Origin of the sequence: Ligilactobacillus sp. Marseille-Q7487, from assembly GCF_949152225.1 — a bacterium.
Classification (GTDB): Bacteria; Bacillota; Bacilli; order Lactobacillales; family Lactobacillaceae; genus Ligilactobacillus.
In genome coordinates this window covers 269,518-290,100 of record NZ_CASCJC010000001.1, presented here as the reverse complement: position 1 = coordinate 290,100, position 20,583 = coordinate 269,518, and the positions used below count along the sequence as shown (strand labels likewise).

The 20,583-nt window shown below is 36.2% G+C and carries 16 protein-coding genes; 5 read left to right on the top strand and 11 right to left on the bottom strand.

All coding sequences use genetic code 11. The features are described from left to right. Positions 1–571: 571 nt before the first annotated feature. Positions 572–2,200, bottom strand: a complete 1,629-nt coding sequence (locus tag QM017_RS01275) for an alpha-glucosidase (protein ID WP_282708620.1) — start codon at positions 2,198–2,200, stop codon at positions 572–574. A gap of 213 nt (positions 2,201–2,413) precedes the next feature. On the opposite strand from QM017_RS01275, the gene ispE reads away from it, so the two are divergent. Then, positions 2,414–3,274 carry a 4-(cytidine 5'-diphospho)-2-C-methyl-D-erythritol kinase gene (ispE, locus tag QM017_RS01270; protein WP_178196027.1) on the top strand — a complete coding sequence of 287 codons (861 nt, stop codon included), beginning with the start codon at positions 2,414–2,416 and terminating at the stop codon, positions 3,272–3,274. Between the two features lie 930 nt (positions 3,275–4,204). On the opposite strand, the gene QM017_RS01265 is transcribed toward ispE, so the two are convergent. After that, a complete protein-coding gene (locus tag QM017_RS01265; protein ID WP_282708619.1) occupies positions 4,205–4,996 on the bottom strand; it encodes a hypothetical protein in 792 nt (263 codons plus the stop codon). 184 nt (positions 4,997–5,180) lie between these two features. Between QM017_RS01265 and QM017_RS01260 the strand changes: the two genes are divergently transcribed. Beyond that, positions 5,181–5,330 carry a hypothetical protein gene (locus QM017_RS01260; RefSeq protein ID WP_178196023.1) on the top strand — a complete coding sequence of 50 codons (150 nt, stop codon included), beginning with the start codon at positions 5,181–5,183 and terminating at the stop codon, positions 5,328–5,330. Positions 5,331–5,741: 411 nt separating this feature from the next. Here the strand turns inward: QM017_RS01260 and guaA are convergent, their stop codons facing one another. Together guaA and coaA are read right to left on the bottom strand one after the other, a co-directional pair. Beyond that, positions 5,742–7,298 carry a glutamine-hydrolyzing GMP synthase gene (gene guaA / locus QM017_RS01255; RefSeq protein WP_282708618.1) on the bottom strand — a complete coding sequence of 519 codons (1,557 nt, stop codon included), beginning with the start codon at positions 7,296–7,298 and terminating at the stop codon, positions 5,742–5,744. Positions 7,299–7,420: 122 nt separating this feature from the next. Further along, positions 7,421–8,341, bottom strand: a complete 921-nt coding sequence (gene coaA, locus QM017_RS01250; protein WP_282708617.1) for a type I pantothenate kinase — start codon at positions 8,339–8,341, stop codon at positions 7,421–7,423. Between the two features lie 140 nt (positions 8,342–8,481). On the opposite strand from coaA, the gene QM017_RS01245 reads away from it, so the two are divergent. Continuing rightward, positions 8,482–9,045 (top strand): GDSL-type esterase/lipase family protein, encoded by a 564-nt coding sequence (locus QM017_RS01245; protein ID WP_282708616.1) that lies wholly within the window; start codon positions 8,482–8,484, stop codon positions 9,043–9,045. 83 nt (positions 9,046–9,128) lie between these two features. Here the strand turns inward: QM017_RS01245 and helD are convergent, their stop codons facing one another. Next, positions 9,129–11,420 carry an RNA polymerase recycling motor HelD gene (helD, locus tag QM017_RS01240; protein ID WP_282708615.1) on the bottom strand — a complete coding sequence of 764 codons (2,292 nt, stop codon included), beginning with the start codon at positions 11,418–11,420 and terminating at the stop codon, positions 9,129–9,131. Positions 11,421–11,542: 122 nt separating this feature from the next. Between helD and QM017_RS01235 the strand changes: the two genes are divergently transcribed. Beyond that, complete coding sequence (locus tag QM017_RS01235; RefSeq protein WP_282708613.1) at positions 11,543–12,214, top strand: histidine phosphatase family protein; 672 nt, start codon at positions 11,543–11,545, stop codon at positions 12,212–12,214. Between the two features lie 17 nt (positions 12,215–12,231). Continuing rightward, positions 12,232–12,900 (top strand): histidine phosphatase family protein, encoded by a 669-nt coding sequence (locus tag QM017_RS01230; RefSeq protein WP_282708612.1) that lies wholly within the window; start codon positions 12,232–12,234, stop codon positions 12,898–12,900. Between the two features lie 133 nt (positions 12,901–13,033). On the opposite strand, the gene gdhA is transcribed toward QM017_RS01230, so the two are convergent. The 6 genes from gdhA to QM017_RS01200 all read right to left on the bottom strand — a co-directional run bounded on the left by gdhA (position 13,034) and on the right by QM017_RS01200 (position 20,285). Continuing rightward, complete coding sequence (gene gdhA, locus QM017_RS01225) at positions 13,034–14,368, bottom strand: NADP-specific glutamate dehydrogenase (protein ID WP_282708611.1); 1,335 nt, start codon at positions 14,366–14,368, stop codon at positions 13,034–13,036. Between the two features lie 115 nt (positions 14,369–14,483). Further along, a complete protein-coding gene (locus QM017_RS01220) occupies positions 14,484–15,440 on the bottom strand; it encodes an ATP-binding cassette domain-containing protein (RefSeq protein WP_178195995.1) in 957 nt (318 codons plus the stop codon). 18 nt (positions 15,441–15,458) lie between these two features. Continuing rightward, complete coding sequence (locus tag QM017_RS01215; protein ID WP_178195993.1) at positions 15,459–16,508, bottom strand: ABC transporter ATP-binding protein; 1,050 nt, start codon at positions 16,506–16,508, stop codon at positions 15,459–15,461. A gap of 8 nt (positions 16,509–16,516) precedes the next feature. Beyond that, positions 16,517–17,542 carry an ABC transporter permease gene (locus tag QM017_RS01210; RefSeq protein WP_282708610.1) on the bottom strand — a complete coding sequence of 342 codons (1,026 nt, stop codon included), beginning with the start codon at positions 17,540–17,542 and terminating at the stop codon, positions 16,517–16,519. A gap of 5 nt (positions 17,543–17,547) precedes the next feature. After that, positions 17,548–18,477 carry an oligopeptide ABC transporter permease gene (opp3b, locus tag QM017_RS01205; protein ID WP_282708609.1) on the bottom strand — a complete coding sequence of 310 codons (930 nt, stop codon included), beginning with the start codon at positions 18,475–18,477 and terminating at the stop codon, positions 17,548–17,550. 176 nt (positions 18,478–18,653) lie between these two features. Then, complete coding sequence (locus tag QM017_RS01200; protein ID WP_178195987.1) at positions 18,654–20,285, bottom strand: peptide ABC transporter substrate-binding protein; 1,632 nt, start codon at positions 20,283–20,285, stop codon at positions 18,654–18,656. Positions 20,286–20,583: the final 298 nt, after the last annotated feature.

Genomic DNA, 20,583 nt, shown 5'->3' with positions numbered 1-20,583 from the left:
AATAATTAACTCATATATGTAAAAAGCATCATCTTTTTACATTATACGGTATATTCCCTATTTTTTCTAGCGAACTTCGTAAAAATGTTCGTTTTTTAATGTGATTAATATTATAAAAAAAGACTATCATACCATGTAACAACGAAGGGTTAACGTTCGGTTATTCTGAATAATAGCAGAAATTAGCGTACCATGTAAAGCCTTTTTCGTCAATCAAATAATCCAAAAATACTCACTAATTAGTCAAAAAATTTTTCTAGCCAGTCACATAAAAAAAGCCTACGAAATATTTTTTCATAGACTCTTTTATATTAATCAGAAACTACTTTTAAGATAGCTTCTTGAGGGGTGTACTTAACCGGCTTAAATGAGTTTGGCTGTTTATCTCAGATTAAGCTGATTAACGAAACTTTCTATCTTTGATACAAACTTGTATCAAGCAAACAGAATTTACGTAGCCTTAGAATAGCAATAACTGTTTTTTTGTAGCACCGGCTACTTGTTTCGGATGAATAAAATATATTACATAAAAATTAAAAAGTCAATATGTTTTCTTTTTAATTTTTAATTTTTATTTAATCTCAATCACGAAAGCTTCATAAGGCTTCAAAGGTTTTGCTTTTAAATCAATGATTCCTTGCGCATAATTCGATAATAACGCTTTTTGTTTTCCATATTGTGGTAGGTTAATCATCTGTGGTTTAGCACTAAGATTTGCTACAACCAGTAAGGTTTGTCCTTGATAACTTCTAGTATAAGCATAAACTTCCGGTGCCGTTTGAGTTAACATTTGATAATCTCCATAAACCACAACAGGCTTTTGCTTACGTATCTGAATCAATTTTTGATAAGTATAAAAGATTGAATCTTGATCTTCTAAAGCTGCTTTGACATTAATCGTTTGATAATTAGGGTTTACATGTAACCAAGGTGTCCCTGTCGTAAAGCCACCATTGGCACTAGTATCCCATTGCATAGGCGTCCTAGCATTATCACGTCCCTTTTTATTAATCGCATCTAAAGCTTCTTGTTTAGTCATCTGTCCGCTTTGTGTTAGCTCACGATAAGCATTAATACTTTCGATATCATCGATTTGACTCACATCACTGATTGGACAGTTGGTCATCCCAATTTCTTGACCTTGATAAATGTAAGGAACACCTTTTAGCATATATAACATAATCGCTAGCATCTTTGCGCTTTCTATACGATAAGCACCTTCATCACCATATTCAGATATTGCACGTGGCAAATCATGATTTTCCCAGACTAAAGCATTCCAACTTTGCTCATTTAAAGCTACTTGCCAACGATCAAAAATTTCCTTAATACCGGCTACATTTAACTCACGCGTGAAGAATTTGCCTTTATCTGGATATTGATCTAGTTGAGTAAAGAAAAGTTGAAATACCATGCTTAATTCATGATTACTTGGCTTAGTATATTGCAAGGCAATCTGTTCATTAGCACTCCATGTTTCACCAACCGTCAACAAATCTTTAGGTCCAAACGTTTTAGCATGCATCTCTTTGATGTAATCATGTAGTAAAGGTCCATTAACCGTAATTTTTTCATCTGGCTTTTTACCAATCATGTCGATAACATCCATTCTAAAACCAGCAATTCCTTTATCGATCCAAAAATTCATCATATCATAAACGGCTTGGCGTAATTTAGGATTTTCCCAGTTTAGATCCGGTTGTTTTTTACTAAAGAAGTGCAAATAATATTGTCCTGTCGTTGCATCAAATTCCCAAGCTGAGCCACCAAAACTCGCTGTCAAATCATTTGGTTCATGTCCATCAACTGGATCGCGCCAAATATAAAAGTCACGATATGGATTATCTTTTGACTTTTTAGCTTCAATAAACCATGGATGTTCATCTGAAGAATGATTTACCACTAAATCCATCACAATTCTAATGCCATGCTGTGCTGCTTTAGCAATTAATTCTTCCATATCGGCCATCGTTCCAAATTCTTCCATAATATCTTGATAATCAGAGATATCATAGCCATTATCATCGTTAGGTGAGCGATAAACAGGACTTAACCATACAACATCAACACCTAGTTTTTCTAGATAATCTAAGCGTTGAATTATTCCTTGTAAATCTCCAATACCATCTCCATTACTGTCTTGAAAGCTGCGCGGATAAATTTGGTAAACCACCGCATCATGCCACCATTTTCTTTCCATAAAAAAACACCTCAAATCTTCATCTAATATTTTAAATTATATTTGCACCTAAATTGTAACCGTTATCCAAATCAAATACAACCATCTTATAATAGAAGTTGGTATATTCATCTTTCATTTTTTATTCAAAATTTTAACTTGGGTTAACCTTTTAAAATTTAAAATAAATCAGTATAATAGAAGTATTAATATTTCGGAAGAAAAGGTGAGACCATGGAGATTTTGGAAAAGGCACCCGCCAAACTCAATTTGAGCTTAGACACCCCCTTTCGCCATCAAGATGGTGAACCTGAGTGGAATATGGTGATGACAGCTATTGATTTAGCAGATTACGTACACATTGAAACTTTAGACAACACCTCTGAGATTATAGTTGAAACTGATTCAGGTTTTTTGCCAGATGATCAACGTAATCTCGCCTATCAAGCGGCCAAGACATTACAACAAGATTTTAATGTTAAACAAGGTGTTCGAATCACAATCACTAAAAAAATTCCAGTTTCAGCAGGAATGGGGGGCGGCTCTTCAGATGCCGCAGCTGTTTTACGTGGTTTAAACCAGCTTTGGCAACTAAATCTTTCTAAAGAGCAGCTAGCTTTACTTGGATTAAAAATTGACTCTGATGTTCCTTTTTGCGTTTATAGCCAGACTGCTTTAGTTACCGGACGTGGTGAAAAAATCACACCTTTAAAATCACTTCCAGCCTTATGGTTTGTAATTGCTAAACCTAAAGCAAGTGTTTCAACGCCTTCAATCATTCGGCAAATTGATTATAATCGTATCATTCATCAAGATGTAGATGCGGTATGCCAAGCCATTTTAAACGGCGACATAGAAAAACTAACGGCTAATATGGGCAATGTCTTAGAACCTATCACCTCCCATAAATATCCTGAAATCTTGCGTATTAAAAATAAGATGATTTCATTTGGAGCACAAGCAGCTCAAATGAGCGGTTCAGGTCCTACGGTTTTTGGGGTCTGTACAAAATATAGTCGAGCTCAACATGTCTACAACGCTTTGCGCGGATTTTGCCAAGAAGTTTATCTAGTTTGCCCATTTAGTCTCCATTAAACATCAAAAAGGGGTTGGAAAAAAACTCAGCTTCAATAGAAAAAAGGCTCACGTCAAAAAATTGGCGTGGGCCTTTTCTTATGGCTAATCTCTTGCTAATATTAAGCTGATAAATTTCAAGCGACAAAGAAATTAGAACAATTAGCGAAAACTCAAAAGGACCAACAACAGATTAAATCAATAAACTTAAACTGGGAATATTTAAAACATAAAGCTAAAGAAAACCCGTCTCTAAATTGACCTGTCATGTAGTCTTGTTCAACTATCTATCAAAGAAGACGAACAGATGTTGAAACAATTTTCGGAGATATGAAGGGTAATAATAATTTTATTGGATTATCGATAAATCAGACTAAGTTTTCAACTAAATTTCTGAAAGATAACGGTATTGACTATAAGCATTATAATTCAAAACGCTAGGCCCCAGATGAGGCATTTATTAATGAGAAAAACAAAACAGTCTATATTATTGAAAAAAATTTTCAACATAGTTCTGGTTCTGTCGATGAAAAACTAGTAACTTTCTTATTTAAAATCTATGAATATGAAAAATTACTTAATCATATCGGATATTCGGTTCAATATATTTATTTATTATCAAATTGGTTTAATGCCCCACGCTATCATGATTACTTTGACTTTATGCAAAAACATAAATGCCCTTATTATTTCGAAGTTCTTCCACTAAAAACTCTTGGACTATAAGTAGTTTTTGTAATGATCCCTTAAAAGAGTTATAAAAGACCAATATTTTTAATACAACAAACAAAAAGTCTAGTAGCCTTATCAGCCAAGACTACTAGACTTTTTATTCAAACTCGATACGTTTATATCTATGAATCTTCTATCTATGAATTATTTTAAGCTCTTAATCCCCTTAAAATTTCGATATCCTATGATGCACAATTCTTTAAATTCAGCAGTTACTTTTTATATTCCTAAATATGTAATCGGATTTTGTGCACTCTGATTTATTTTTAAGTTTGTAATACTCTTGCCATAGTAAAATTTCTCCACTGTATCCATTGATGAGTTGCGCTCATATTCCTCATCCACAAAAAATATTCTATTTGCTATTTTTTCGGTTAACACCCTACTATGTTTTGGAAGCTTGTCTGTTGCATCCTTACAAATATACCAGTGTGTCGGCTTATACACGGCAACAATCAAAGAATTATAGACTCCAAATACATAATCCACGGTTTTGGCCTTTTTTATTGATGCTCGCCAGACACCACGAACAGTATCATATAAATCCGTTTTAGCCATTTCTCTATGATAAAGCTTATTTATTTTGATAACCATAATTCTATGCTTTATATCTTCTTTTTGTAATTCTTCAGCACCATATATCATTTCATATTCATCTACAGATAGTGCTTGCGTAGAATGATGTCCAGAAACAATATTTGTTAGTCTAAAATCCCCAACATAATTAAATGCATTGATAAGTGTGGCTTCTGCTGCAAAGGCTTCAGGTTCTGTAAGATTTGAATTGATAATAATTTTTTCTACTTCTAATCTGTTTGCTTTAATGTCTTTTATAGTTTTTAGTTTCAATTTTTCACTATCAAAATTACCCATACCTTCTTTTTCATGCTCAAATACTCTATTTCCAGTTCCTTTTCCAATATAAAATATTTGCTTATTTCTTGGGTCAATCAGTCCATATACATAATAGCTGCCTAACGATCGCAGACTCTTTTCTGAAAATTTGTCCATTATTTAACCTCTCTACTATTTTTCTTGCAAAATTTATCTCTCAATCTGATGTTCTAATTATACACCCCCCTACAGTTTCTTTAGCTATTATTCCCACTCAAAAGTATCTTTATAACATGAATGAAATATTAGCTCATTTTAGCAAATTATAAGCTATGGAAATCGACATGAAGTATTATCAAAAATGATTGGTTTAAACTACCAACCCATGAGGGAACAGATTATTTGGACATTTGAAATAGCTCAGGTAAAAGAATATATTGAAGGACTACTTCTTCAATTTCAGTCACCTATTGAAGAAGATGCCAGTAATCTCTCTGGTGGTCAAAAATAGCGATTAGCTATTGCAAGAGCTTTACTAAAAGATTTATATATTTTGATAACAGATGAGGTGCTAGTAGATTAGATACTCATAGAATTTTTCTGGAGTATTCTTACTTGATAGATAAATGTCATTTATATTTAAAAGACAGGATAACGTCAAATTTTGTACTTGACTCAAATTACATCCCCCTTTAACAAAAATTCTAAAAAAAAATACTAAGCCGTTTTAGACAACTCCTTGACGGCTTAGTATTTTTATGCTCATGTCTTTGTGACTCAAATCAATTGTAACATATCTAAATTTAAATTATCTACTAATAAAAACATGGTCACTATCACTTTTTTACATAAAAAACAAAACTTATTTCAGTTCAAAAAAGCCTAGCTCCTTAATTAACAAGGAAGCTAGGCTTTTTAGTTATTATTCCCACTCAATTGTTGCCGGTGGCTTGGATGTAATATCATAAACCACGCGGTTAACGTGTGCGACTTCGTTAACGATCCGCACAGAGATTTCTTGTAAAACATTCCATGGAATTTGCGCAAAATCAGCTGTCATTCCATCGATTGAGGTTACGGCACGAATACCTACCGTGTAATCATAAGTCCGGCCATCGCCCATCACACCAACGGAACGAATTCCTGGTAAAACGGTGAAGTATTGCCAGATTTCTTTATCCAAACCATGCTTAGCGATTTCTTCACGCAAGATCAAATCACTATCGCGCACGATTTGTAATTTTTCTTCGGTGATTTCACCAATCACACGAATCCCAAGACCTGGGCCTGGGAATGGTTGACGCCAAACTAATTCGTGTGGCATCCCTAATTTTTCACCTAATTCACGCACTTCATCTTTAAACAACGTGTTTAATGGTTCAATCAATTCAAATTGCATATCTTCTGGCAAACCGCCCACGTTATGATGGGACTTGATAGTTTGCGCTGTATCTGTTCCTGATTCGATGATATCAGTATATAAAGTACCTTGGGCCAAGAATTTGATACCCTTTAACTTGGTTGCTTCATCGTCAAATACTCGGATAAATTCGTTACCGATGATCTTACGTTTCTTTTCAGGATCAGCCACACCGGCTAATTTGCCTAAGAAACGTTCTTTAGCATCGACTTTGATGATGTTTAAGCCAAACTTGCCGCCTAAGCTTTCCATTACTTGTTCAGCTTCACCTTTACGCAACAAACCATGGTCAACAAAGATGCAGGTCAATTGATCCCCGATTGCCTTGTGTAACAAGACACCGACAACCGAAGAATCCACCCCACCAGAAAGACCTAATAACACTTTTTGATCGCCAACAGTTTCGCGAATCTTAGCTACTTGCATGTCGATAAAATCTGTCATCGACCAGTTTGCTTTAGCGCCACAAACATCAAAGGTAAAGCGACGTAAGATGTCATTACCATATTCACTGTTACGCACTTCTGGATGGAACTGCAAACCATAAAACTTCTTAGCGGTATTAGCCATCGCAGAAATTGGACAGTTACCACTAGTTGCGGTCACTTCAAAACCTTCAGGCACTTGCGTTACCAAATCCCCATGGCTCATCCAAACTGTTTGTTCTTGTGGCAAATCTTTGAACATCACGGCTTGTTTATCAGGCACGGAAATGATGGCCTTACCATATTCCTTATTTTCGGCGCTTTCAACTTTCCCACCAGGTAACATGTTTGCCATCAATTGCATCCCATAGCAAATTCCTAAAACAGGAATGCCTAATTCAAAGATTTCTGGATCAACATGAAAGGCACTTTCATCATAAACACTATTTGGACCACCAGAAAAGATGATTCCTTTTGGATTCATTTCCTTAATTTCTTTTGCGGTCAATTTATGGGATAGTAACTCCGAGTATACCCCAAATTCCCGAATTCGGCGCGTGATCAATTGGTTGTATTGGCTCCCAAAATCCAATACGATGATCTTATCAAATGCCTGCATCTCAACGTTAGCCAAGATATTCACCTCATCTTAAATTTTTTTTGCGTTTTTTACAAATCACTTACTCCATTTTACCTAGTAAACACGTACAGGTCAACAGCTTAAGATTTATTTTAAACGGTAATTGGCATACAAAATCAGTATTTTCTTAAATATAGTTCGTTTACTAAATGATTTTCGCCTTTTGTCAAGATTAAATCCGCACGATTTCTAGTCGGTAGGATATATTCTTGCAGATTTTTATGATTAATTTTTTCCCAAACATCTTGAGCCATTTGCCGTGCAACTTGGCGATCTCCTTGTGCATAAGAGTAATAATAGTTATACGGCTCATTTTTAGCTCGCTCCAACAACATCTCAAAGCGTTCCAAGTACCATTGCTTGATTAAATCTTCGCTAGCATCGACATAAATCGAAAAGTCAAAGAAATCACTGACATAGATTTGCTGATTAGACGGCAATTGCAAAACATTGATTCCTTCAACAATCAAAATATCTGGTTTTTCAATTAAATCATACCGTCCCGGAATAATATCATAGATTTCATGTGAATACACTGGCGCTTTAGCCGGTAAGCCATTTTTTACATCATTGATAAAATTGATTAATAGCGGCATATCATAGCTTTCGGGGAAACCTTTACGTGCTAACAGCTTACGGCGCTTTAATTCACGTGTTGGGTACAAAAAACCATCAGTGGTAATTAGCCGTACTTTCTTATCTGGATAAAGTTCACTTAACAAATTTTGCAACAAGCGCGCCGTCGTACTCTTACCCACAGCTACTGAACCAGCAATTCCTAAGATAAACGGTACTTTTTGAGCTTTGATCCCTAAAAATTCAGCTTGTTGCTGTTGCATTTGTTGATGCACTTGCATCTTTAACTTTAACAAATGTACTAACGGCATATAGATTTCTTTAACATCTTGCAAAGAAATTTGGTCATTTAGTGACCTAATATGATTTAATTCTCGAAAACTCAACGGTACAATATGTTCTTTATAAAATTCACGCCATTCACTACGCAAAATTTTATAATAATTCAATTGATTTTCCATCTAAACTTCCTCTTAAAAATAAATTCTTAACAATTATAACACAAATCCTTTAGACTTTTGTAAGAGCTTACTACTTTTCAAGCAAGTTGTTTTATTGTAAAATAAATAGTGCAAAATTTTTAAAGAAGGTTTACAAAATTATGAATAGAATCGTTTTATTAGGTGATAGTATTACTGCCGGTGTAATGGACGGTTTTCCTTCACCTCTTTTTACCCATAAGCTTCGTGATGCCTTAGCGATGGGAGATTTAGAATTAATAAACCGTGGTGTCCCTGGTGATTTAGCCCGTAACGCCTTGCAACGATTGCAAGCCGATGTACATTTGGCTAATCCCGATATTGTAACTATCTTTTTTGGTACCAATGATGTTGCAGACGAAAAAACAACACTTGAATCTTATAAAGAAAATCTTTGTACCATGATTGATGAGATTGGAAAAAACAAATGTATCCTAATCACACCTGGCATCACTGGCCCAACACGACAAGTTTTTCGGCCTTTAGCCAAGTTGCATCAATATGCCTTAGCTACCCAAGAAGTGGCTTTGAAAAAAGACATTACTTATCTTGATTGGTATGATATTGCCTTTCAACACAAAGGTGAAAACCTCTTGCAACCCGATGATATCCACTATTCAGAAGCTGGTTATGATTTATTAATTGAGCATTTGGTACCTTTACTTAGAAAAAAACTTACTGATTAAATTGAGTCTCGCATTAGTAATGCGAGCTTTTTTTGTCTATAAAAATAGATGCTATCACCTAGATAACATCTATTTTAAAATACTTATTTAACTTCATATAACTTAGTATCAATCTTAGCTAGCAATGGCGAAAGTTGTCCATTTACAAAAATGCTTAAACGATGCATTGCGCGTGAGCAAATCGTATAAACCAACTGCCGTTCATCTTCACGGTTATAGTTTTGCTTGTTTGCATCCCACATGATGATTGCATCAAATTCCAATCCTTTAGCCAAAAATGCTGGAACAACAATTGTCCCTTGCGCCAAGCGTTGATTTTCCGTACTAATCAAAGTTACTTTTTGGCCTTTAGCTTGTAACTGTTTAGTTATTTGTTCACATTGAGCTAACGTTTTTGCGACAATTGCGGTTGTCATTTTATCATTTTCATTTGCTTGCAGTTGTTTATCAACCAGCGCGATCATGTCTGCTTGATCTTTAGCAAAACTAATACTTGGCAATTCGCCAGCTCGCTCAAAGGCTTCTACAGCAGCTCCGTTGACTAACACTTCACGTGTAAAATCAGTAATTTGTTTGGTTGAACGATAAGACTTAGTCAACTGTACCACTTTAGTCTTTTCTTTAGGAAACATCGTCGCTAAGTCTTTGAGTAAACTACGTGAGTTTTCCTTAGTAAAGATAGCTTGATTTAAATCTCCTAGCATCGTAAATTTCGCCCGTGGAAATTCTTTTTTCAAATAGGCTAATTGATATGGTGTATAGTCTTGAATTTCATCGATAAAGACTTGCTTAATATCTAGTTGTCCTTTTTTGCCGATGATTCGATCATACAAATATAAATATGCAGTAGCATCATTTAAAGATAGACGTTTTGCTTGTAAATCTTGTTTACTTGCTAAAACCGCATCCTGCCATTCTTGTTGACTAACTTGAGCTTTATCTAAATCCAATAATACTGGAATATTTTTTAAGAAATGCATGTATTGCGCATTGAGATTTAAGAAACGATTTTTGACAATTGCAGCTTTAATCGTCATAAAATCACGCATCACATAGCTTTTAGCTAAGAATTGCAATTCTTTATCTCCATTAGCAAAGCTCTTCTTTTTTTCACCATACAAGTCATTTAGCTCTTGTTGACTCAATTCTTGAATCGCTTTTTGTACACGATCGCTCTTAGCTTCCTTGGCAACACGTGCGTTTAGGCGTTGTAAAAGCTCTTCTTTAGTCGCATCCAAACGATTTTTCAAATGATAGTTTTCATTAAAACTGTAATAAATCTCTTTGATTTGTTCTTTGCTAAAGAAGACTTCACCTTTATACATGATATTTTTAAAACGCATACCTGCTTGTTCTAAGTAATTGGTATAAGCTGTCGTGGCATTGAAAAATACTAGACTATCCTTTAAACGTTTGACATTTGAAGGAATTGCTTGTTCACTTTCTTCAAATCTTTCCTGTAAGGTTTCGATGTGTAGTTTAGGTACACGTCTTTGTGTATATTGATAATACGTCAACTGTATCATGTTTTGTTCGCCTAATTCTGGTAACACTTGATCGATATAATCATTAAATAATTGATTAGGCGAAAATAAAACGACTTGTCCTGAAGTTAAATTTCCCCGATAACGGTATAATAAAAAGGCGATTCGCTGTAATACAGCAGAAGTTTTACCTGAACCGGCTGCCCCTTGAACAAATAATAACTCTGATTTAGTATCTCGAATTATCTTGTTTTGTTCTTTTTGAATAGTTGTTACAATACTTTTCATCTTGATATCAGAAGCTTCGTCTAAAACTTCTAATAACATTTGATCACCGACAGTTTCATCTGTATCAAATACCGTGATGATTTTTGCATCTTCAACCATAAACTGACGCTTTAAGGTTAATTCAACTTCTTGACTGCCTTCTGGTGTTTCATAACTAACTTTTCCTAAACCACCATCATAATAAATACTTGAAATTGGTGCACGCCAGTCATAAATTAAGATATTATCTGGCCCATCGCTAAACGTTCCTAAGCCTAAATAGACACTTTCAGATTTAGCTTCACCATTCTCTTGAAAATCAATTCGAGCAAAATAAGGTTTCTTCGCTAATTTTTCCAAAACATCCAAGCGACGTTTAGCTTGTTGCCAACTATTTTCGCGTTCTTGAAGGAGTTGTTGTTGTTGACGCACGGTCAAAGCAGTCTCCATCATGCCCGAATAAGTGGTCGTTTTAATGCGTACGTTATTTTTAAAATCCGCCTGAATGGCTGCCTTATCAGCTTGAGCGTTCTTTAGATCCGCTTGATCTTTTCTTTGTGCTACTTGAATCTTAGCGACAACTTGATCCATGCGTTGTTGCTCTTGTTGCTTAATACTAACCATGCTATCACTCCCAAAAAATTCTTAATAACCTATTGTAGCATTTTTTTTATGCACAAACAATTCAAGCAACTCGCACTTAATTAGTGTATACTTAAGACATCAAATTAAAGCGAGGCAAACAAATGGCATTTAATTTATATCTTGTTCGTCATGGACAAACACTGCTTAATTACTATAAACGTATGCAAGGTTGGTCTGATTCACCTTTGACTGCTCAAGGACTTAAAGACGGTGAAATAGCTGGCAAAAATCTAGCTGAAATCAAATTTGATCGTGTCTTTAGAAGTGATACCATGCGGACTAAAGAAACATGTGAAGCAATCTTACGGCAAAATAAGTTTACTACTGCCACACCTATTGCAATGCGCAACTTTCGTGAACAAAATTTTGGTTATTTTGAAGGCAGCGATGATAAACAAGCTTGGTTAATGATTGGCGCAGCTCATGGTTGCAGTAGTTATCAAGAAATTATGACTAAATACTCGTTACGCGAAAGTCGTGATTTTGCCAAACAAGCAGACCCTTTTTCAGATGCCGAAGATGACGCTCAATTTTGGACGCGTGTTAAAATTGGCTTTGATTATCTAAGAAAAATTGCTCAACCAGAAGAAAATATTTTAGTCGTCAGTCACGGAATGACTATCATGAGCATTGTACATCTTTTTGCACCAGAAATTGATTTTATCAATAACGGAGCTAAAAACGGTAGCATCACCAAACTTCGTGTTGATGAACATGATTTTAAAGTCTGCTACTACAATCAAGTCGATCCTGATTTTGATTATTTGCAATAAGAAAGGAACTCAAAATTATGGCTTTTAATATTTATCTTGTCCGCCACGGACAAACCTATCTTAACCGTTACAATCGTATGCAAGGATGGTGTGACTCACCTTTGACCCCTAAAGGTATTCAAGATGGTCATAAAGCAGGCCGGAGATTGGCTCATATCAACTTTGATTTTGCCTTTCACAGTGATACCACCAGAGCAACACGTACTTGCAAATACATTCTAGAAGAAAATGTCGCTTCACCTGTTACTCCAACACCAACCGAACTACGTAACTTCCGTGAACAAGGTTATGGCTATTTTGAAGGTAGTGACTCTAGTCAAGCTTGGTTGATGATTGGTGCAGCCCATAACTGTCGCACCTTTAAAGAAATCATTGAAAATTACTCAATTGAGGAAGCTAAGGATTTTGCCAAAGCAGCCGATCCATTCCACGATGCCGAAAATAATGCCGAATACTGGGAGCGTGTCGGTGCTGGGTTTGATTACCTCAAAAAAGTTGTCCCAGATAACAGCAATGTCTTACTCGTCAGTCACGGCACAACAATTCGTAGCATCGTCCACCATTTCGATCCTAGCGTTGATATCACTGTATCTCCTGCTAATGGTTCTGTCACTAAACTTGTGGTCGATAACGACAAAATCAGCGTGGCTTACTTCAACCAAAGCGCTACAGATTTTGAATATTAAACCGTATAATACCAAAAAGCCTATGAAACATTTTCGTAGGCTTTTTGTATTCTTAGACTTCTTTTTTAATATTGATTACTAAAAAACCATCAAAGCTAGTAGTTGCTAACGTTGATGGTTTTATTTTAAAATTTTAATAAACTCCTTGGGCTTGCATCGCTTCGGCCACTTTTTTAAAGCCCGCAACGTTTGCTCCTACGACATAATTTCCCTGACATCCTACTTCCTTAGCAGCTTGTGCAATCGTTTGATAAATATTAGTCATAATTTTTTGAAGTTCTTGATCAACTTTTTCAAAACTCCAACTCAAACGTCCCGAATTTTGGCTCATTTCTAACGCAGATACCGCCACGCCCCCGGCATTACTTGCTTTACCTGGTACAAATAAAACGCCTTGGGCTTGCAAGTACTTAGTCGCTTCTAAAGTCGTTGGCATATTAGCCCCTTCAGCCACTGCTAAAACTTGGTTAGCCACTAGTTGCTTAGCATCTGCTAGATCCAACTCGTTTTGCGTTGCACAAGGCAAAGCAATATCGACTTTAACACTCCAGACACCTTTACCTTCATGATAAGTTGCACTTGACCTTTGCTTGACGTATTCTGTTAGCCGTGCCCGTTTAACTTCTTTTACTTCTTTTAACAAATCTACGTCAATACCAGCCTCATCATATACCCAACCACTTGAATCAGAACAAGTCACAACCTTAGCCCCCAATTGTTGTGCTTTTTCAATTGCATAAATCGCCACATTACCAGATCCAGAAACAGCTATACGTTTCCCTGCCAAATCTATTTGATGATCTCGCAACAATTCTAAAACAAGATACAACAAACCATACCCTGTAGCTTCTGTTCGTGCAAGTGAACCACCATAAGTCAAACCTTTTCCAGTCAAAACTCCTTCATATGTTCCTTTTAAACGTTTATATTGGCCAAATAAATAACCAATTTCACGTGCTCCCGTACCAATATCACCAGCTGGAACATCGGTATCTTGGCCAATGTAGCGCATCAATTCTGTCATAAAAGCTTGGCAAAACGCCATGATTTCACGATCAGATTTACCTTTAGGATCAAAGTCACTACCACCTTTACCACCGCCAATTGGTAGACCTGTCAAAGCATTTTTAAAAACTTGCTCAAAGCCCAAAAACTTGATAATACCAAGATTAACTGATGGATGTAAACGCAAGCCACCCTTATAAGGTCCAATTGCATTATTAAATTGCACGCGATAACAATTATTGACTTGCGTTTGTCCTTGATCATCAATCCAAGCTACCCGAAATAATATTTGCCTATCTGGGGTAGTTAAACGTTCTAATAAAGCGTCCTTACGGTATACTTCTTCATTTTGACTGATGATTGGCTCTAGCGACTCTAAAACCTCTTTTACAGCTTGATGAAACTCTGGTTGTGCCGGATTTTGTGCGATTACACGTTCTAAAACTTCTGTGGTATATGACATGCTAAGCCCTCTTTTCTTTAGGATATTTTCATTGTAAAATACTCCTAATCAATTTTCAATCATTTGTTAATCATTTTTTAACAAAAAAGCATCCGCATAAACGGATGCTTTTTTGCTAAGCTTCTTCGTACTTAGCTGCTTTTTGTTTGTACATCTCAACTTCGTCTTCTGAGCAACGCACAAAATGTCCTGGTGTAATTTCACGCAATTTACGTGGCTTTCCTTCCACATCTTCTTCTAAAGAAGCATCGTATGGAATTTGCTTACGATTACGTTCAAATTCTGGATCTGGTACCGGTACAGCTGACACTAAACTCTTAGTATAATCATGTAATGGTTTTGTATACACATCATCGGCTGGACCAACTTCAAGTAAGCGTCCATAATGCATAACTCCGATTCGATCTGAAATATATTTAACCATTGACAAATCATGCGCGATAAATAGATAGGTCAATCCTTTTTCAAGCTGTAAATCTTTTAACAAGTTAACAACTTGAGCTTGGATAGACACGTCTAACGCAGAAATTGGTTCATCGGCAATAATGAATTTTGGCTCTACCGCTAAGGCACGCGCAATCCCAATTCTTTGACGTTGGCCCCCAGAAAATTCATGCGGATAACGACTAGCGTGATCTTTATTCAAGCCAACTGTCTCTAAGAGTTCTTCAACTTTTGCACGGCGATCTTCTTTGCTTTTTGCTAAACCGTGAATATCGATTCCTTCGGCGATAATGTCTTCAACTGTCATACGTGGATTCAAAGATGCATATGGATCTTGGAAGATCATTTGCATATCACGACAAAAACGAAGATGTTCTGCGCGTGAATTTAACTTACTTACATCCTTACCATCAAAGATGATTTGGCCATCGGTTGGATCATATAAATGGATCACACTACGACCTGTTGTCGTCTTACCTGAACCAGATTCTCCTACCAAACCAAATGTTTCACCTTCATAAATATCAAAAGTAACATCGTCGACAGCTTTAACCATATCAGGTCTGCCCACGCCGAAGTATTGCTTTAAATGCTTAACTTCAAGAATTTTTTTACGTTTTTCTGGCATGTGGTCTTTTCCTCCTGATTAGTCTTTATCGTTGTGTTCTTGCATCATTTTTGCGTAGATTTTTTGTCGTCTGATAATTTCATCTGGCGGTGTAATCTTTGGTGCATCTGGATGCAAAAGCCATGTTGCTGCATAGTGTGTATCTGAAACTTTGAAGAATGGTGGTTGTTTTTCTGTATCAATCTTCATCGCATATGGATTACGTGCAGCAAACGGATCACCTTTTGGCGGATCTAACAAATCAGGTGGTGTTCCTGGAATCGCTTCTAGGTGCTTACTTTCAAGTGTTGGCATTGAATTTAATAAGCCCCATGTGTATGGATGCTTTGGATTGTAGAAAATTTCATCAACTGTACCATATTCAACAATTTGGCCGGCATACATCACGGCAACACGATCTGCCATTCCGGCTACAACGCCTAAGTCGTGCGTGATAAAGATAATTGATGTTTCAATTTTTTGTTGCAATTCTTTCATCAAATCTAAAATTTGTGCTTGAATTGTCACGTCTAGAGCTGTTGTTGGTTCATCGGCAATCAAAATTTCTGGATAACATACCAAAGCAATCGCAATCACGATTCTTTGACGTTGACCACCAGAAAATTGATGTGGATAATCATTGATACGTTCCTCAGCGTTAGTAATTCCAACAAGCTTCAAGATTTCTAAAGCTTGCGCCATTGCTTTTTTCTTTTCAACCTTTTTATGTTTCATCAAAGGTTCTGCAATTTGACGACCAATCTTCATGGTTGGATCAAGCGAAGTCATTGGATCTTGAAAGATCATCGCAATATCTTTACCACGAATATTTTGCATTTCTTTTTCGGTCTTTTGCAATAAGTCTTGACCATGGAACATGATAGAACCGCCCATTACTTGTGCATTGTTAGCTAATAGGCCCATCAAACTCTTGGTCGTTACTGATTTACCTGAACCAGATTCCCCAACGATGGCCAACGTTTCGCCTTTATCCAAATGAAAACTCACATCACGAATGGCTTTCACGTCGCCCGCATATGTGTGGAAATTGATTTCAAGGTTTTTTACTTCTAAAATTCTTTCACCCATAATTCAACCTACCTTCTAGTCTTTGGATCAAATGCGTCACGCAAACCGTCACCTAACAAGTTAAACGAAATCATCAAGACACACAAGACGATAGCTGGGAACCACATTTGGTAAGGCAAGAATTGGAAGTTCTTTTGCCCTTCGTTTAATAATACCCCAAGTGATGTTTCTGGTGCAGAAATACCAATCCCAATGAAACTCAAGAAGGCTTCAAAGAAGATTGCACTTGGAATGGTGTACATCGTTTGAATGATGATGATACTTGAGAGGTTTGGCACCAAATGTTTGATAGCAATCTTTGGTGCCGATTCACCCAAGGTTCGTGCAGCTAAAACATATTCTTGTGTTTTAAGCTGTAGCGTTTCGGCACGAATCATCCGCGCCATCGTTGTCCAACTAGAAATCGCAATCGCACAAATGATAGAACCCATACCTGGTTTCAAAACAAGTAACATTAAAACAACAATAACTAAGTTTGGCACAGAAGAAATAACTTCGATGACACGCTGCATAATCGTATCTGTACGTCCGCCACGCCAACCTGATACAATCCCATAGGTTACCCCGATGGTCAAATCAAAAAATGTCGCTACAATCGCAACGATTAAAGAAATTTTAGTACCGTAGATAATACGTTGAGCCAAGGAACGACCTAAATAATCAGTTCCTAAGATGAAATACTTATCGCTAGGTACATCGTTACTCTTATATTGATCAACCCATTCGCCTGCCACTAAAGACTTACCGTTCAGTCCATCAATGTTTACACCCGGAATCTTAGGTGGTAAGTTAGCGTATTTAGGTGTAGATTTTACCAAAGTATCATGATCGATAAATGGTGTAGATCCAAAAGCAACAATCACCATAATCAAGATGATGAATAATGAGATTACAGCACCCTTATTTTTCTTTAAACGACGCCATGCATCTTGAGTAAAGGTCAATGAAGGTGCAGCAATCTTTTCATTGTCTAGGTGCACACTTTGAGTTAAGGGCTCAAAACTTTCTGGTGCTAATTTAATTTTTTCTTCCATTATGCTTAACCCTCACTTCCTGCAAGACGAATACGTGGATCGATGATGCCATAAACAATGTCAGTTAACAAGATAACTAAAACTAGCCCTGCAGAAAAGAGCATTGTTACCCCCATGATAGTTGGGTAGTCATTTGTTGTTATTGACTTAACGTATTGTTCACCAATCCCTGGGATTGAAAAGATATTTTCGATAACCATTGAACCTGTCATCAAGGCAACTGTATATGGTCCAATCAAAGTTACCAATGGAATCAAACTATTACGTAAAGCATGGTGATAGACGATTCCAAAACGACTTAAACCTTTAGCTCTAGCCAATTCGATATAATCAGAGTTTAAGACATCGACCATCCCGGTTCGAATAAACCTGGCCGTTTCAGCCAAAGGTCCAACCCCCAATGCAATTGTTGGTAAGACCGTGTAGTTAAAGCCACCCCAATCAGCAATTGGGAACCAACCTAACTTCAATGCGATATAGTATTGTAATAAGACCGCTAAAACAAAGTTTGGTACGGATTTACCGATAATAGAAAGAATTGTTGCTAACGTATCAATCCAAGTATTACGATTGATCGCTGCAATTGAACCAATAATAATTCCAAAGAATACCCCAAAAATCATTGCTTGAACCCCTAATTGAGCAGAAGCACCGATACGACTGGAGATTAAATATGAAACGGGTTGGTTACTGAATTGGAAAGATGTCCCCAAATCACCGTGTAACATTCCACCGATATATACGAGATATTGCATCCAAACTGGCTTATCCAAACCATATTGCTTGTTCATGATTTGAATTTGTTCTGGCGTCAGCTTTTGCTGATTCGAATATGGTGTCCCTGGCATTAACTTCATTAAAAAGAAGGTAATGGTTGCGACCAAAAAGAGCGTCAACACCATATAAAAAACACGCTTTAACAGGTATTTTTTCATAACTTGCCCTCACATTCCTAATGTTCTCTTAAAATAACAGATAAAACTGTTTATTTTCTATAATAGCGTAAAATACATGATTTTTACAGTATTTGTTTTAAAAAGCCTATATAAACCAAGGGGGACTGGTACGAAAATACCAATCCCCTTGGTGTTAAATCTTACAATTTAACTAATTATTCTTTTACATATGCTTCTTTAAAGTTGTAGTTTGCACCGGATGAATTGTAGATAACACCCTTAACTTTAGATTTAATTACCCAAGCTTGTGTTGATTGATAGATTGGTGAAACGCCTTGATCTTCCATCAAGATCTTTTCAGCTTTAACTAAATCATCCCAACGTTTTGCAGGATCAACTGCATCTGTTGTCTTAGAAGCATTAACTAAAGCATCGTATTCAGCGTTACTCCACTTACCACGGTTGTATGAGTTATTTGTAGTAAACATATCTAAGAATGAAATTGGATCAGCAAAGTCCGCACCCCAAGCAGAGATTACGACATCAAAGTCACCCTTTTGTGAACGGTCTAAACGTGTCTTAAATGGCACATTAGCAGCCGTTACATTAGCGCCTTCTAAGTTAGATTCGATTGCGCTTTGCACAAATTCAGTTGACTTCTTAGCACCGTCTGTATCATCACTAAGCAAAGTAATGTCTAAGGAAGTTAAACCTTCTTCAGCCATACCTTCCTTCCACAACTTCTTAGCCTCTTCAACGTTGTATTCAACGCCTGTCTTTTCGTAAGCAGCTGTAGCAAAGTCTGTACCATCATAACTAGATAAACCTTCTGGTACTAAACCTTTAGCAGGAATAGAACCATCACCTAAAACCTTATCAACAAATTGTTTACGGTTAATTACCATTGAGATAGCTTGACGAATCTTCTTGTTCTTGAAAGCTTTCTTAGTTTGGTTATATTCAAAGTAGAATGTTGAAGCTTGTGGACGGCTTACATATTCTTTAGAACCTTTTAATTGCTTTGCTTGTTCAGCACTTAAACTAGTTGCATCAAGCTTACCTGATTGATACAAGTTGTAAGAAGTCGAAGCTGTCTTGTTAACCTTGTAGTTAATCTTAGATAACTTCACAGCTTTCTTATCCCAGTATGCGTTATTTTTAGCTAATGTCCAGCTCAAGTTTGTCCCTGTCCAGCCAGTTAACTTAAATGGACCGTTGTAAACCATGTACTTAGAAGCTGTACCGTACTTAGAACCATACTTTTCAACAGCTTTTTCATTTTGTGGGAAGAATGTTGGGAAACCAAGTAATAATTTGAAGTATGGAACTTCTTTATCTAAAGTAACAACTAACTTGTAGTCACCTTCAGCTTTGATTCCTAAGTCTGTTACTGGCTTTTTGCCGTTCATGATATCGTTAACGTTTGCTACGCCATCAAAAAGGTATGCATATTGTGAACCAGTCTTAGGATCAACTGTACGTTGCCATGAATAAACAAAATCTTTAGCTGTAACAGGATCACCATTTGACCATTTAGCATCTTTACGTAAAGTAAATGTATAAGTTAAACCATCATCAGAAACTTCTGTTTTCTTAGCAATTCCTGGCTCAATCTTAGAATTTTTACCAATACGATACAAACCTTCCATTGTGTTATTTAAAGCTGTAAAACTAACTGTATCAGTTGCTTGTGAAAGATCCATCGTTGGTAATTCTGCAGATTCGTTCCAATTTAAAACTTGCGCGTCACTACCACTAGAACTTGACTTATTAGAACCACAAGCTGCTAATGTCAAAGCAGAAACGGCCAAAACAGTACCGACTGCTGCAAATTTTTTAAGCTTCATATATTATGACAACTCCTTTATAAAAAATTAACAAAACAAAATACTTTTTAATCAATAATTGAATTTTATATGAATTTGCTATGAAATTCAAGTATTTTTCTAATTTTTCTTAAAATAAATTTTACGTTTTTCAAATTTTCCCTAAAAATAAGCATTTTATATACCCATTTTTTCTAATTTAACTTCAAAATCAGTAAATTTACACCATTTATTCGTACAAATACCGAACGTTAACCTTCAGATTCATTAAAACGTTTTCTAATTTTTATTTAAGATTCTTTATCATTTTAGTTCTAAA